The sequence below is a fragment of the Streptomyces mauvecolor genome (genome assembly GCF_039532965.1).
Lineage (GTDB): Bacteria > Actinomycetota > Actinomycetes > Streptomycetales > Streptomycetaceae > Streptomyces > Streptomyces violascens.
Window position 1 is genome coordinate 23,497 of the sequence record NZ_BAAASQ010000019.1, and the last position, 14,030, is coordinate 37,526.

General features: G+C 69.8%; 12 protein-coding genes. 8 read left to right on the forward strand and 4 right to left on the reverse strand.

Translation table 11 applies throughout. The features are described from left to right. Positions 1-63: 63 nt before the first annotated feature. Together ABD346_RS24645 and ABD346_RS24650 are read right to left on the reverse strand one after the other, a co-directional pair. A complete protein-coding gene (locus ABD346_RS24645) occupies positions 64-456 on the reverse strand; it encodes a nuclear transport factor 2 family protein (protein WP_344377747.1) in 393 nt (130 codons plus the stop codon). Positions 457-629: 173 nt separating this feature from the next. Next, the gene (locus ABD346_RS24650; protein ID WP_344377749.1) at positions 630-1,409 is read right to left on the reverse strand and encodes an alpha/beta fold hydrolase; all 780 of its coding nucleotides are present in this window, start codon (positions 1,407-1,409) and stop codon (positions 630-632) included. 67 nt (positions 1,410-1,476) lie between these two features. Between ABD346_RS24650 and ABD346_RS24655 the strand changes: the two genes are divergently transcribed. Further along, positions 1,477-2,073, forward strand: coding sequence for a TetR/AcrR family transcriptional regulator (locus tag ABD346_RS24655; protein WP_344377750.1), 597 nt, complete (start codon positions 1,477-1,479; stop codon positions 2,071-2,073). 104 nt (positions 2,074-2,177) lie between these two features. Here ABD346_RS24655 and ABD346_RS24660 read toward each other — a convergent pair whose 3' ends face one another. Continuing rightward, entirely contained in the window at positions 2,178-2,819 is a 642-nt protein-coding gene (locus tag ABD346_RS24660) for a hypothetical protein (protein WP_344377752.1), read from the reverse strand. A gap of 885 nt (positions 2,820-3,704) precedes the next feature. Between ABD346_RS24660 and ABD346_RS24665 the strand changes: the two genes are divergently transcribed. Then, positions 3,705-4,214 (forward strand): phosphotransferase, encoded by a 510-nt coding sequence (locus ABD346_RS24665; protein WP_344377975.1) that lies wholly within the window; start codon positions 3,705-3,707, stop codon positions 4,212-4,214. Between the two features lie 77 nt (positions 4,215-4,291). Here the strand turns inward: ABD346_RS24665 and ABD346_RS24670 are convergent, their stop codons facing one another. Then, the gene (locus ABD346_RS24670; protein WP_381229518.1) at positions 4,292-5,137 is read right to left on the reverse strand and encodes an alpha/beta fold hydrolase; all 846 of its coding nucleotides are present in this window, start codon (positions 5,135-5,137) and stop codon (positions 4,292-4,294) included. Between the two features lie 73 nt (positions 5,138-5,210). On the opposite strand from ABD346_RS24670, the gene ABD346_RS24675 reads away from it, so the two are divergent. The 6 genes from ABD346_RS24675 (at position 5,211) to ABD346_RS24700 (ending at position 13,891) form a co-directional block, all read left to right on the forward strand. Further along, positions 5,211-5,654 (forward strand): MarR family winged helix-turn-helix transcriptional regulator, encoded by a 444-nt coding sequence (locus tag ABD346_RS24675; RefSeq protein WP_344377754.1) that lies wholly within the window; start codon positions 5,211-5,213, stop codon positions 5,652-5,654. A gap of 864 nt (positions 5,655-6,518) precedes the next feature. Beyond that, positions 6,519-7,787: a phenylacetate--CoA ligase family protein gene (locus tag ABD346_RS24680; RefSeq protein ID WP_344377756.1), complete on the forward strand. Its 1,269-nt coding sequence runs from the start codon at positions 6,519-6,521 to the stop codon at positions 7,785-7,787. Then, entirely contained in the window at positions 7,784-9,091 is a 1,308-nt protein-coding gene (locus ABD346_RS24685) for an MFS transporter (RefSeq protein ID WP_344377757.1), read from the forward strand. Before ABD346_RS24680 ends, ABD346_RS24685 begins: the two co-directional genes overlap by 4 nt. Next, the gene (locus tag ABD346_RS24690; protein ID WP_344377758.1) at positions 9,088-10,224 is read left to right on the forward strand and encodes a GNAT family N-acetyltransferase; all 1,137 of its coding nucleotides are present in this window, start codon (positions 9,088-9,090) and stop codon (positions 10,222-10,224) included. The genes ABD346_RS24685 and ABD346_RS24690 overlap by 4 nt, the downstream gene beginning before the upstream one ends. Further along, a complete protein-coding gene (locus tag ABD346_RS24695; protein ID WP_344377759.1) occupies positions 10,221-11,378 on the forward strand; it encodes a LuxE/PaaK family acyltransferase in 1,158 nt (385 codons plus the stop codon). Before ABD346_RS24690 ends, ABD346_RS24695 begins: the two co-directional genes overlap by 4 nt. After that, entirely contained in the window at positions 11,375-13,891 is a 2,517-nt protein-coding gene (locus ABD346_RS24700; RefSeq protein WP_344377760.1) for an acyl-CoA reductase, read from the forward strand. Before ABD346_RS24695 ends, ABD346_RS24700 begins: the two co-directional genes overlap by 4 nt. Positions 13,892-14,030: the final 139 nt, after the last annotated feature.

Consider the following 14,030-nt stretch of genomic DNA (forward strand, 5'->3'; position numbering starts at 1 on the left):
GCAGCCCGAATGGGGTGGGCGCACGGCGACGAGCGTGGGGCGCGCGGGAGCCGGTCGTTCAGGTCACGCGGCCCAGAATGCGTCTTCCGTCTCCTGGTCGCCCTGGAATTCCCGGAACTCCACGGCGCGTCCGCCGACGACGCGCCAGACGTGGATCTCCGGAGAGGACCCGTACCGGCCGAGCCGCTCGGCCGACACCGTGCTGAGGACAACGACGCGCTCCCCGTCGGCGAGGATCTCATCGGCCACGACCTTGAGGGTCCCGCTGGAGAGCTCCTGGCAGCGGCCGAAGAAGTCCAGGACTCCGTCGGGGCCCCGATAGTCACCGGACAGCGGGCTGCGCCCGGGAACATGCCAGGTGATATCGGCATCCAGCCTCTCCAGCACTGCCGGGATATCGCCGGCGGCAAAAGCCCGGTAGGCCTGACCGATCAGTTCCGCATTCGAACCCGCCATCGCGATTCCTCTGGTTGACGAGCACCTGGCTGCCGTGGCTCCGGCAGGGTGAGCCGGCTCCCCGGAAGCCGTCCGTCGCCTGGCTCACCCTCCGCAGCCGACACTGGCAGGGTGTCAGTGAACCCGCCGGGCCGCACCTCGCGGCACGGCGGAGCGGGCTCGGCAGAAGTCAGTCACCCCTTGGGAATGCAGTGCTCGACGAACGTACGGAGCCTGTTTGCGAACCGCCCCGGATCGACGAGCTGGACGAAGTGTCCCTCGCCCGCCCACTCCTCGATCTGGGCATCCTGCAGACGGGCCAGGCGTTCGCGCTCGCCGTCCGTGGCCGGCCGACCGAACACCGCGAGGCAGGGGACATGGATCCGATCCGCTGTGCCGTCGATCCAGGCCTGGAGTTCCTCGGGTTCGGTTTCGAGGATCTGGCTCCAGTACCCGAGCACCACGTCCTGTCTGACCTCGTGGTTTTCCAGCACCAGGGTGCGGGTGGGTCCGGAGAGACGATCGAGCCCGAGGCTGTCCTCGATGTTCTGCCACACCTGATGGAAGGCGGGGCCGCGCAGCATCGGCGCAACCTGGTGAATCATCCGCGCGAACGGGAGGACGTCCGTGGCCTGGTCCACGAAGACGATGCCACGGGCCGGATACATCGACGCGTAGAGCCCCGCGAGCGCCGCGGACATCGAGTGCCCCACGACGACGGGGCGGGTGACACCGAGCGACTCCAGCAACTGATGGATCTGGGTGGTGACGTCTTCCAGCGGCGCCGGCCGGCCACCGCTCTGCCCGTGGGCGGGCAGGTCGATCGCGATGCTCGTCAGTGCCCCCTCCAGCCGGGCGATGACCGGCTGCCAGGTCCGGCGGTCGAACGTCAGCCCGTGCAGGAAGACAACCGGCGGTCCGCTTCCTTCGATGTCGTACGCCAGCCCGGTGGCTGTACCGGTCGAGGCTGCCATGAGGCACACCTCCTCCGAAGGTTCCGTTACATTGAAACGTAACGCCGTTTCGAAAGGTCGGCAAGCCATGGGGCGCCCACGGGAACACGACGAGAACACCGCAGCCGAGCTCCTGACGGCCGCGGAACAGCTGCTCCACGAGCGCGGTACGGAAGGACTGTCGCTGCGCGAGGTCACCCGCCGCGCCTCCACATCGACCCGCGCGGTCTACAGCGTGTTCGGATCCAAGGAAGCCCTCCTCGGGGCACTCGGCGCCCACGCCATGGACACGCTGCACGAGCGCATCAACGCCCTCCCCTCGACCGACGATCCGCGACGCGACCTCGTCGAAGCGGCTCTCATGTTCCGGCACTTCGCACGGGAACACCCAGCCCTGTTCGAGGTGGCCTTCCAGCACCGCGACCCGGCGGTGTGGCCACGCTTCCAAGCCGCCGCCGACGCCGCGCTCGCCGCCCTGGCGCAGCGGTTCGAGCCGCTCGCCGCAGCGGGCCGACTCGGCGGTCGCTCGGTGCCCGAGGCAGTGACCGCCTTCCATGCCCTGTGCGAAGGCATGACCAGCCTCGAACTCCGGCACAGATCCCTCGCAGCCCACCCTGAACAACTGTGGCGCAACGCCTTCCAGGCACTCCTTGCCGGCTACGCCACCGACATCGACACCGAATGAGCGATGCCAGGCCATCGGTGAGTGGCCACCGACGGTGCAGGACCGGATCGACGCCAGGTACGTATCACGGCCCCCCCGGCCGTCACTGTCGGCGTGGGGCCGTCTCAGTCGACGTCCTCGAATGCGGGATGCAGACCCGCGCGGCGTCGCACGAAACCGCGCCGGCCGGCCAGCAGGGCAATGGCCGTCCACCCAGCCACGCCCATGACGAGAGCACCGAGTTGACCGCTCGAATCGACGTCGGAAGCCACCTCCAGCGGGACGACGTTCTCCGGGTCGCTGACGACCTCGATGCGGTCGCCCACCTTCCAACTCGGGTGGTCCCCGTCGTAGTCCAGGGTCTCCTTGAGCTCGCCCGACCCTCCGATGAGAGTGAAGCGGTGGTTCGAGCCGCCGTCGGTGGCGCTGTCGGCTGCGATACGGACGGTCTCGCGCACGCCCCGACTGTCGAGCGCGGCTTCGGGGGCGTACTGGACCGAGCCCACGAGCACGAACACCGCCGGCAGCAAGGAGAGGAAGGCGAGCCACCATGCGTGATGGAGGAATCGCAGGACGATCACGAAGACGCAACACCCGATGAAGCCGGTGACGATCGGGACGACGTCCGTGCCCAACGCGAGGTACGAGATCCCTGTGTTGGCCGCGGCGATGATCCAACCGAATCCCACCACGCCGAGGGTGAACAGGAAGTACGTACCCCGGTCCACGGTCGAGCCCTGCGACTTCTTCATGTCCACTACAGCCATCAGGGCAGCATAGCCAGGCGCCCCGCTACGGCCTCCCCGCACCCATCCCGAGCCCATGACCAGGCCGGAGTTGACCACGACGTCGAGCGGATCGACAGCGGCCGGTCGTCGTGCCCGCCACGGGATGTCCCCACAGGCCGCCCCCCTACGAACAACTTGCTGGGCTCGGGCTTCTCACTACGCCATTCCCTCGTCCCGGGAGCGGCCGAAGAGGATGTTCATGGGTGCGAAAGTCCTGCATCGCCTGCTCGATGTCCGGAACCACGAAGCACACATGGTAGAAGGCAGTCATCCCTTCATGATCGAGCACACCATCCCAACGGCTCAGAGGCGGGGTGGGCCTGGCGATTCACCGGGTGACGGTGACCGGAAGGGGCCGCCGTCCAGGCGCAGGGTGTCTCGACAGGGAAGCGTGCGGCGCATGGCGCGGTCTACGTCGCCGCCGCGTTCAACGACTCTGAGGCGTCGTTGCCCACGGCAAAGTTACAAGCTGATCCCACGAGGAGACGGCGGTCGTGCCGCGCAAGGAGATCCAGATCGCCGGAGCGAACGGCGCGTTCAGCTGCGAAACGGCATCGTCCCAGTCTCCCGGCAGGAAGACGGTGTGCGCAGCGTGGAAGGCAGGACGAGCCTTCCTCCTGGTCGGCCGACCGCGCCACGACGGCCCGGACCGGAACGGGTTACGCAGTGGCCGACAGACCGTCGTCGCTCACCTCGGCCCCGTACTCATCACCCGTACGCCCGTGCTGCCTTCAGCTCCCCATCAATGCTCGTCCGGCCTTCCGAGGAGCGCACTGGGAATTTGCGGTTGCCGACCCGCACGCACCTTGACACCCTGTCGGCGTGATCGGTGCTGAGAGGCCAAGTTGTCTGATCGTGACGGGCATGCCCGGGGCAGGGAAGTCGACAGTGACCAGGATGGTCGCCGGCCTGCTGCCACGCTCTGCGCGGCTCGACGGCGACCGGATCAGCAGGCTGATTGTCGGCGGTCGCGTCGGCGCCCTCGGTGAGCCGGCCGACGAAGCGGCGCGGCAAGTGGACCTGTGCAACCGCAACCTGTGCACGCTGGCGAACAACATCTCCGACGCAGGTTTCACGCCCGTGATCGACTGGATAATCCCCGACCGCAGGCAGTTGGACTTCTTCGTAGACCTCCTCCCGGCTCGGCAGGTCTTCCTCGTCGTCCTCGTGCCGGGCGTTGCGGCGTGCCGCTACCGCAACACCATCAGGGATCCGCGCGAACGGTTCGACTTCGATGGCTATGAACGCCTCGACGCCGACATGAAGCGCGAACTCGGCGATGTCGGCTGGTGGTTCGACACCGCGTCGCTCACTCCTGAACAAACCGCCGACCAGGTCATCCGCGAAGCTCGCCACCGAGCCCTGGTGAGCTGACTGCCCGGGCCAACTCGCACCATGGGCTTGGCAGTCCGGCGGCCCGAAGCCCAGGGCGGGGCGGACCGGCGACGCATTCAAGTCCGGTAGCCCCCTTTGGCAGCCAGGCTGGCGGTGACGGCCTCGGCTGCCGAGAGCGGCAGCGCGTGGTGTGAGACGCCGAGGATTATGTCGATCCGCGACTCCGGCAGGGCGGCGCGCGCGGCCGTGGCCGCCCGGGCGGAATCGTGGCAGCGGGCACGCTCGGCGAAGAGGATGTGGAGGGGAACTCGGTCGAGTCCGGCCAGGTAAGGACGTGGGCCGGTGACGGGCCTGACGGTGGGGAAGCGGGCCGTCTCTTCCTGCAGCCGCAGCCAGGCCGCGTCGAGGTCGGCGCCGCCGCTCTCCCAGGCCAGGAAGCTCCGGATACGGGCGGGAGTGGGCCGCAACAGCATGGGCAGAGCACGCAGTACGTAGCCGGGACGCAGCCCGGCGAAGACCTGAGCGGGGTCGAACAGCACGAGACGGGCCAGGCGTTGGGGGTGCAGGGCGGCGTAGTGAGCCGCGATCCAGGCGCCGTAGGAGTGGCCGGCGAGCGTGACGGGGCCAGGGTGGTCGAGGCCGTCGAGGACCGCATCGAGCCAACTGACCAGGTCCGTGGCAGTCCGGATCGCACTCCCCTCGGCCGGAATGCTGAGCCCGGGCTCCCCCACCAGGTCCACGGCATGCACCCGGCGCGTCCGGCTCAACCCTGCGGCAACGGCGGCTCCCCAGACAGTGGAGGTGGCCCCACCGCCGGGCAGGAGCACGAGGGGCGGGGCGTCGAGAGGGCCGCAGCTGTTGACGTGGGTGAGGCCGTAGGGAGTGGGAAGTTCATGGCTTTCCACGGGGGTGGGCCACTGGGCGAGGACAGCGTCATAGGCGGTGCGGAACTGTCCGGACACTGCTGACACGATGAACTCCAATACCTCGCCAGGCGATTATCTCGTTCAGCGAGATATCCTAAACGGAGGCGATATGAACGACAACCTGGAACTGGTGCACCTGCTGCGGGCGGTGACCGTCGAGTTCGGCCTCCGCCAGGCGGAGTTCGCGGCCCGCAACAGCATGCACTCCACTGATGTACGAGCTCTGATCTGCCTGCTCGACGCGGCCCGCGCCGAGGAAGCGGCCACGGCGGGCCTGCTCGGCACTCGCCTGGGTCTCAACTCGGCGGGAACGACTGCGGTGATCGACCGTCTTGAGCGACTCGGCCATGTGAAGCGAATCCGCGACGAGTACGACCGCCGCCGGGTTCTGTTGCGGGTCGAGCCGGAGGCGGTGCGTCTGGGCTGGGAGTTCTTCGGCCCGCTGATCGAGAGGGTGGTGGGGGTGCTGGACGGGTTCGACGTCGACGAACGGGACACCATCCGGCGGTTCTTGACAGGGGTACTGGCGGCAACGGACACGACCACACCGTGATCAACACCCGGACTGAGCGGTTTCGTTGAGCGGACCCGGGCTTGGCCGGCAGAGCCGCGGACAGCACACGTCCTGCCCTTCCAGGGTCGTCAGCCGATCGTCTGGCACGGGTGTCCGCCGCACTGACTCCGTGATCCACACGCGTCACCTTCCAGCGGCGCGGGGACCCGCGAGGGCGGACAACGAGTGGCCGATCTTGACCGGAGCAGCGCTCAGGAGGTCCGTCCGCGCCAGGACAGGTCGTCTGCCCGGCGCGAGCGGAGTACGAGAACACGGCCGGTTCGACCCGACTCGATGCGGCACACTTCCGCAGACCGGCCACGAAATGACCGACGTTGCCGCCCGGCACGCGGACCGTTCGGCGCCCCTGGCGCTGGGTTCCTCGACGAGCTCCCGCCGCCCGGGAGCCACCGGAGCAGGCTGCATGCGATGCGGGCGGTTATGAGCACGCCCGACCGGCAACCAGCCTGGGGCGACCAGGAGACCGCCGCTCTCCTCACCGACCACGCCGATACCGTGCGATCCGGAAGAAAGCACCCTGCCCCGCGAGGAACAGCCTGATGGTTGTTGACCGATGAACCTTCGGAAGTTCGCCGCACACGCGATTCTACCCACGGATCAAAGGGCATTCCTTTCGGCCACCAGAAGCACCGAAGGCCACACTCGATTTGATCCAGTGTCAACCGTGTTCCATGATGTGGACGAGCGTCAGGCGGGGGGCCTGCGCTGCCCCGGTGCGTGAAGTGCGCGCACCCCGAGGGAAGTTGAACGGTGAAGCAGGCGGGTCGGGGGGTCCCCGGTCTGTTGGCTCGCCCATGCCTGCCCCGCCTCTCCTGTCTTCACCTCTCCTTAGGAAAACGCCGCATGCCCGTCCATCACGTTTCGGACCTCATACGTTTCGCCCGTGACCATTCTCCTTTCTATGCCGATCTCTATGCGGATCTTCCGCCGCAGGTCGACCGCATCACCGACCTCCCGGTGGTGGACCAGAGCGAGTTCTGGGCCGCCAACACCCTGCACGGCAACCGTGTCCTGACCGCTCCCCTCGGGGAGGCTGTCGTGTTCAAGACCGGTGGCACCACGGGCGCGCCGAAGTTCTCCTGCTACACCCGGGAGGAATGGCAGGAGTTCGTGACCGCGTTCGGCGCCGGTCTCGTCGATGCGGGTCTGCGTCCCGGACACCGGGTGGCCGATCTCTTCTACGCCGGTGAGCTCTACGCCAGCTTCCTGTTCATCCTGGACTCGCTCACGCACGCCCCCGTCGCCAACGTACGGCTGCCCATCGGCGGCGGCGCTCCGCTGGAGTCGACGGTCCCCACGCTCGAGGACTTCGCCGCACAGGTCGTGGCAGGCACCCCGACCACCCTGTGCCGCCTCGCCGAGCACCTGATGTCGCAGGGTCGTCAACTGACCGCCGTGGAGCTGCTGTTCTTCGGTGGTGAGGCACTCTTCGACGATCAGCGTCGCCTGCTCGCGGCCGCCTTCCCCAACGCGGAGCCCCGCTCGCTCGGCTACGCCAGCGTCGACGGCGGCCTCCTCGGGCGGCCGGTTCCCGGCCCGGACCCGCGCACCCACCGCACGTTCGCCCCGCACACCGTCGTCGAGATCCTCGACGAGACGACCGGCGAGCCGATCCGCGAAACCGGCCGGGCCGGACGCGTCGTGGTCACCCAGCTCTTCCGACGCCTCATGCCGGTCATCCGCTACCCCGCCGGCGACCGCGCGGAGTGGACCGACGTCGAAGGTGGTGTCTTCCGCATCCTCGGCCGCGCCGAGGAAGGCGTGCGCGTGGGCCCCGTGTCGCTGTACTCGCAGGACGCCCAGACCGCCGTCGCCGCGGCGGACACCGAGGGCCGCGTCATGGGCATGCAGCTCGTGGTACGCCGTTGGGAGGGCCGCGACGGACTCGTGCTGCGCCTGGCCACCGCTCCCGGCGACGACCCGGCCGGTCTCGACGTGCTCGCCAAGGCGGTCGTCACCGAGCTCAACGACGCCCGCCCCCTCTACCCCGACAGCGTCGACGCCGGATTCGTCCACCCGCTGCGTGTCGAATGGGCGCGCCACCGCGACCTGGTGGTCAACCCCCGCTCCGGCAAGCTCGTCCGCGTGATCGACGAGAGGCCGACCGCATGACCGCGTCCACGACCACCGACCGCCGCCTCCCGCTCGTCCTGCGCAACCGTGCCTTCGGGACCGTATGGCTGGGGCAGGTGTTCACCCAGGCCGCGGTGCGTATGTTCCAGGTGGGTATCTCCTGGTGGCTCATCGCCTACGCCGCGACCAGCGCCGGCGGCCTCGCGTCCGGGCTGTTCATGGCGGTCAGCACGCTGCCCGCCGTGGCCCTCGCGCCGTTGGTCGCCCGCACCGTCGCCCGCTTCGCCCACCGCTCGCTGCTGCGCGCGGCGGCAGGTGGTGCGGGAGCGGTCGCGACCGTTCTGGCCGTCTGGGCCTGTGCGAGTGACCTGCCCGTCGTTGCGGCGTACGCGGCGACGCTCGCCCTCGCCACTTGCCAGGCGTTCTTCGACCCCTGTCTGACCACCTCGGTGCCCGAACTCGTGGACGACGAGGACATCGAGGCCGCGACCGGCTTCGAACTGTCCACCCAGTCCCTGGCGAGCCTCGGCGGAGCCCTGCTCGGCGCCCTCATCGTGGACAAGGCGGGAGTGGCCGGTCTCGCCGTCGGCTGCGCCGGTGCCTACGCGGCGGCCGCACTCCTCATCGCGGCCGCACGTTTCCGTACGGCCGATGACACCGCCGACGCGGAAGGGAACGCGACCGACGGAGAGGTGTCACAGCGGACGCTGCGTCAGATCCTGGGCGCGCTGCCCTACGTACGCGCCATCCTGCTCTGCTTCGCCGCCGCCAACCTCTTCACCACCGCCGTGTTCGTCGTGATGCCGCTGTACACCGCCTCGGTCCTGCACGGCGACGGCAGCACGGTCGCGCTCCTGGAGGCGTCGCTCGGCGCGGGCACGCTCATCGGCTCGTTCACCGGCGCACGCGTGCCGGGCCGGCCCACCGTGGTCGGTTCTGTCTGCCTGGCCACGATGGCCGTCGCGCTCGCCGTGCCGGGCCTGGTCGCCGCGCGGCCCGTCATCGCGGGATCCCTCCTTGTGACCGGCTGGTGTGTGGGGGTGATCGGTGTCCGCTTCGTGGCACTGTTCCAGCGGCTCGTTCCGGCCGCCGACAAGCCCGCGTTCTTCGCCGTCATGCAGGCCATCCTCGGCGCGACCTTCCCGGTCGCCTCGCTGCTCTTCGGCCTCCTCGGCGACCACCTGTCCGCCCAGACGCTGTGCCTGATCCAGGCCGCCGGGCTTGTGCCCGCGGCCGCGTTCCTGGGTTTGCTGGGCGACAACCCGAAGGCAGCAGAGGGATCTGACGAATCGTCAGTCACCGGTGCCGCACCGGAACCGGTCGCCACCGGAGGCGCACGATGACCGCCGCGATCGAGCAGGCGACTCCCGCGGACGTCGCCGATCTGCGCCAGCTCTACTACGCCGTGTACGGGCCGCACTACCCCACGGCCCTCGGCACCGACCCCGCCGAGATGTCCCGGCTCATCCAGGACCCGCACACCCTCTGGCTCGTCGCCCGCTGCGCCCGTACCGGGGCACTCGCCGGGTCCGCCGCGATCCACGGCGAGCCCGGCAGCCGCATCGGCCGGCTCGAAGGGCTCGCCGTCCACCCGGACCAGCGCGGCTCGGGGCTCGCCGGCCAGCTCACAGAAGCCCTGTGCGCCCGGACCCTGGGGGCGGGGAAGCTCGACTCGGTGTACGCCACGGTCCGCACCGTCAGCGCAGGACCGCAGCGCGTCGTGGCCAGCAACGGCTTCCGCCCGATGGGCATCCTGCCCAACGCCGTGGATCTCAACAGCCGCGAAAGCCTCGCACTCTACGCGCGTCACTCGCCCGGCGTCCTCGACCGCCGCGTCCCCGTCTCCGAGGTGCCCGCCTCACTCGCTCCCCTGCTGCGCACGGTCGAGGGAAGCCTCGGCATCAGCTACGCGGGCACCCGGCCCATCGCGCCGCGGCCCGCGCCCGCCGGAGCCGCGCAGGCTCCGCTGGAGATTGTCGACGCCCCGGCGTTCGTCCGCCGCCGCTTCCACGAGCGCTTCCCCGAACCCGGCCGCTGGTTCTACCCCCTGCACACCCCCAACATCCTGCTCACCCCCGACGACGGCGGCTTCGAGGTGTACGCGTACCTCAACCGCACCGGCCGGTACTGCGCGCTGGTCACCGCCCACCCCGACCCGGTGTTCGCCGCGGGCTGGCTGGAGTCGGTCACCCGGACCCTCACCCGGGCCGGCGCCGGATACGTCGAAGCGCTGGTGCCGCTGGAACACCACGCCGCGCTCTCGGCCTTCGGCGCGCAGGGCTTCATCGCCGGGGCGCTGTATCCCGCGATGCGCCGGGACGACGACGGGTTCCACGACTACGTGGTGATGTCCCGCACCACCGAGCACATCGACTTCCACGGTGTGGTCGTCGACACACCACTCCAACCCTTCCTCGATTCCTATGTGTCGGCCTGGGCGTCGACCCATCTGCCCTCCCGTGAGGTTGCCTCATGACCCCCTCGAACCCCCATCTCGCGCCCGTCGACGTCCCGGACGCCGCGGCCCTGGCCCAGGTGCAGCGGCTCTGCGACCTGACCGAGCCGTACGTCCGCGGACCCGCCGAGGAGGAGCTGTTCGCCGCCGCCATGGCGGAGTCCAACGCCTGGCACCGCGAGCGGTCCCCGTTCTTCCGGAGCCTGTACGACGGTGAGCGCCAGGAAACCCCGTACGACGCGCCCCTGGTGCACGCGAACTTCTTCAAGCGCCACGAGGTCCTGTCCATCCCCCGGGACGACGTGCATCTGCATCTGACCTCCTCCGGAACCACCGGGCAGAAGTCGCAGATGTTCTTCGACGAGTGGACCATCCGGTCCGCCCAGCGCATGGTCGCCCGGATCTTCGAGCGCAACGGCTGGATCACCCCGGACCAGCCGGTCAACTACCTGCTGTACAGCTACGAACCCGCCCGCGACCTCAAACTGGGCACCGCGTTCACCGACAACTACCTGTGCGACTTCGCACCGGCCCGCCAGGTCGAGTACGCCCTGCGCGCCACCGGCAACGGGCACGAGTTCGACCCCTTCGGCTGTGTCGCCGCGCTGCGCCGCTTCGCCGAGGACGACGCGCCCGTGCGCATCCTCGGTTTCCCCGCCTTCCTCTGGTTCACCCTTGAGCGGATGCGCGCCATGGGTCTGCCGCCGCTCCAACTGCCCGAGGACTCCCTGGTCATCCTCGGTGGCGGCTGGAAGGGCCACACCGACCAGCAGATCGGCAAGCACGAGCTGTACGCCCGTGTCACGGAGCAACTGGGCATCCCCTCCGAGCGGATCCGCGACACCTTCGGCTCGGTCGAGCACTGCATCCCGTACATCGAGTGCTCGCACCACAACCTGCACGCGCCGGTGTGGTCGCGCGTCTTCATCCGCTCCACGCGCACCCTCGAACCCCTCGCGTACGGCGAGCGCGGCTATCTGCACCTGGTGTCCCCGTACATCACCTCCGTACCGGCGCAGAGCGTCGTCATGGGCGACCTCGCCTCGCTGCACCCGGGCGAGGAGTGCGACTGCGAGCTGGACACCGACTGGTTCACCGTCCACGGCCGCGCCGGGGTGAGCCGCAACAAGAGCTGCGCCGTGGCCGCCGCCGAACTGATGAAGGGAATGTCATGACCGAGGCAGAGACCGTGATGAACCACCACTACTGGCAGGGCACCTTCATCGGCGACGACGAGGCCGCCCGCCGTCTTGCCACGCTGCCCGCCACCGTCGAGGCCGCGCTCGCCACCCCGCTGGACACCGAGACCGTCGTGGCCGCCTGCGACGCGCTCGCCGGTGCCCTGCGCGACCCCGGCCATCCCGTACGGGAGCGGCTGGCCCCACACCTGCCCGGCGACGCGGAGAGCACCGGGGAACTGCTGGCCGAACTCGCAGCCTTCCTCGGCCGCGACGCGCTCACCCGCAAGCTCCGCCGCGAGTTCGGCGGCACCGCGCCGCAGCGCCTCGGCCGCCCGGACGCCAAGGAGACGGTGTACGAGGCATGGGCACCCGTCGGCCTGGTCGCCCACATCGCCCCCGGCAACGCCGCCACCGTCGCGCCGCTCAGCCTGATCGAGGGACTGCTCGCCGGCAACGTCAACATCCTCAAGACCAGCAGCGCCGACACCCTCCTCGCCCAGCACCTTCTCGCCGAACTCGCCGCGTTCGACGCCGGCGGCGCCCTCGCCGAGCGGGTCATCGTGCTGCGCTTCTCCTCGTCGCGCACGGACTGGCTGCGCCTGATGTGCGCACCCGCCGACGCCGTCGCGGTCTGGGGCGGCGAGGCCGCTGTGGAGGGGGTGACCGCCCATGTCCCGGCGGGCTGCCGCCTGGTGGAGTGGGGACACAAGATCTCCTTCGCGTATCTGACCCGGGACGCCTGGGCCGACGAGGCCACCGTGACCGCGCTGGCCGAGGACATCTGCGTCTTCGAGCAGCAGGCGTGTTCCAGTCCCCAGGTCGTCTACCTCGACACCGAGAACGAGGGCGAGCTGCACGCGTTCGCCGACCGCCTCGCCGCCGCACTGGCCCTGCAACCGGCGCCCGTCGAGGACGAGCTCGACCCGGCCGAGTACGCCGAGCTCACCACCACCGAGCACCTCGCACGCCTGGAGGAACACCTCGGCCTGACCCGCGTCCTGGCCGCCCCCGACGGCACCTGGCGCGTCATGGCCGACACCCGCCCGGCACTCAGCGCGTCGCCGCTGCACCGCAGCGTCTGGGTCAAGCCGCTGCCGCGCAAGAACGTGATCTCCACGCTCCGGCCCATGCGCCGCTATCTACAGACCGCGGGCATCGCGGGCAGCCGCACCGACATCGCCGAGCTCTCCGCGGCCGTTCTGGCCGCCGGCGCCACCCGGGTCACCCCCGTGGGCGCCATGACCTCCGGGTACGTGGGCGAGCCGCACGACGGTGTGTACGCGCTCCAGCGCTACAGCCGCCGCGTCGCCGTCCAGGCCGACGCCCGCTTCGCCACCACCGCCTGCCTCGACGACCTGGTCCGCCGGCCCGCGTTCCCGCAGCCGGCCGGCCCGCTGCTCGACAAGGCCGCCGTCCAGGAACTCAACCGGGACGTCGAACGAGGCGACGCCGAGCTGTACTTCCGCAGCGGCGGCAGCACCGGCACCCCCGCCCTGTCGCTGTTCAGCTACGACGACTACGACGCCCAGATGCACGCGGCGGCCCGCGGGCTGCTGGCGGCGGGCTACGACCCGGCCCGCGACCGCACCGCCAACCTCTTCTACTGCGGCAGCATGTACGGCGGGTTCATCAGCTTCTTCTCCATCCTCGAACGCCTCGGCGGCGTCCAGATGCCGATGGCCGCCGGTTCCGACCACCGTGCCACCGCCGAGATGATCGTCGCGTACGAGGTCGACACCCTCTTCGGCATGCCCTCCTACCTGTGGCAGCTCCTGCACGAGGAAGCGGACCTGCTGCGCTCCTACGGCGGCATCCGCAAGATCTTCTACGGCGGTGAGCACTTCACCGAGGAACAGCGCCGCACCCTCACCGAGACGTTCGGCATCGAGACCGTCCGCTCCATCACATACGGCAGCACCGACCTCGGCCCCCTCGGCTACCAGTGCGTCGAGAGCGGCGGCAGCGTCCACCACCTCCACGCCGACCTGCACACCCTGGAGATCGTCGCGGTCGACGCCGACCGTCCGGTGGCGCCGGGAGAGACCGGCCGGCTCGTCTTCACCACCCGGGCCCGCCGGGGCCAGCACCTCGACCGCTACGTCATCGGGGACCTCGGCCGGCTCCTGCCCGGCGACTGCCCCTGCGGCAACCGCTCCCCGCGCTTCGAGCTGCTGGGCCGACTCGGCGAAGTGATGCGCGTGGCCACGTACTTCCTCAACTACCGCCGATTCGTGGCCGTCGCCGAAGAACACCTGCGCTACAGCGGAGAACTCCAGGCCGTCCTGACCAGCGGCTCCGCCCGCGAATGCCTCACCCTCCGCCTTGAGAACTCCAAGGCCCCGGACGCGGACCGGGCTCGCGACACGTTCCTCGCCGCATACCCGGAGGTCCGCTCGGCCGTGGACGAGCGGCTCCTCGACTTCGCGGTCGAGGTGGTGGACGGAGCCGATCTGGACCGCACGGCAACGAGCGGAAAGCTGCGGGCGGTGGTGGACCGGAGGCGGTAGTCGGTTCACCGGACGCGACAACTCGCCGACTCGGCAGGTGAGTTGTGAGCTCGCAAGGCTGTCTGCGATGCGCAGGGGGATCGCAGACAGCCTTGAAGTTCGCAACCCTCGCCGTCTCATGTGAGGTGGTCGGGGCAGC

What these genes read in the sequence shown, in the direction of transcription:
- ABD346_RS24645 (WP_344377747.1), bottom strand. Translation starts at nt 456, where the DNA reads ATGGCGGGTTCGAATGCGGAACTGATCGGTCAGGCCTACCGGGCTTTT.
- ABD346_RS24650 (WP_344377749.1), bottom strand. Translation starts at nt 1,409, where the DNA reads ATGGCAGCCTCGACCGGTACAGCCACCGGGCTGGCGTACGACATCGAA.
- ABD346_RS24655 (WP_344377750.1), top strand. Translation starts at nt 1,477, where the DNA reads ATGGGGCGCCCACGGGAACACGACGAGAACACCGCAGCCGAGCTCCTG.
- ABD346_RS24660 (WP_344377752.1), bottom strand. Translation starts at nt 2,819, where the DNA reads ATGGCTGTAGTGGACATGAAGAAGTCGCAGGGCTCGACCGTGGACCGG.
- ABD346_RS24665 (WP_344377975.1), top strand. Translation starts at nt 3,705, where the DNA reads ATGCCCGGGGCAGGGAAGTCGACAGTGACCAGGATGGTCGCCGGCCTG.
- ABD346_RS24675 (WP_344377754.1), top strand. Translation starts at nt 5,211, where the DNA reads ATGAACGACAACCTGGAACTGGTGCACCTGCTGCGGGCGGTGACCGTC.
- ABD346_RS24680 (WP_344377756.1), top strand. Translation starts at nt 6,519, where the DNA reads ATGCCCGTCCATCACGTTTCGGACCTCATACGTTTCGCCCGTGACCAT.
- ABD346_RS24685 (WP_344377757.1), top strand. Translation starts at nt 7,784, where the DNA reads ATGACCGCGTCCACGACCACCGACCGCCGCCTCCCGCTCGTCCTGCGC.
- ABD346_RS24690 (WP_344377758.1), top strand. Translation starts at nt 9,088, where the DNA reads ATGACCGCCGCGATCGAGCAGGCGACTCCCGCGGACGTCGCCGATCTG.
- ABD346_RS24695 (WP_344377759.1), top strand. Translation starts at nt 10,221, where the DNA reads ATGACCCCCTCGAACCCCCATCTCGCGCCCGTCGACGTCCCGGACGCC.
- ABD346_RS24700 (WP_344377760.1), top strand. Translation starts at nt 11,375, where the DNA reads ATGACCGAGGCAGAGACCGTGATGAACCACCACTACTGGCAGGGCACC.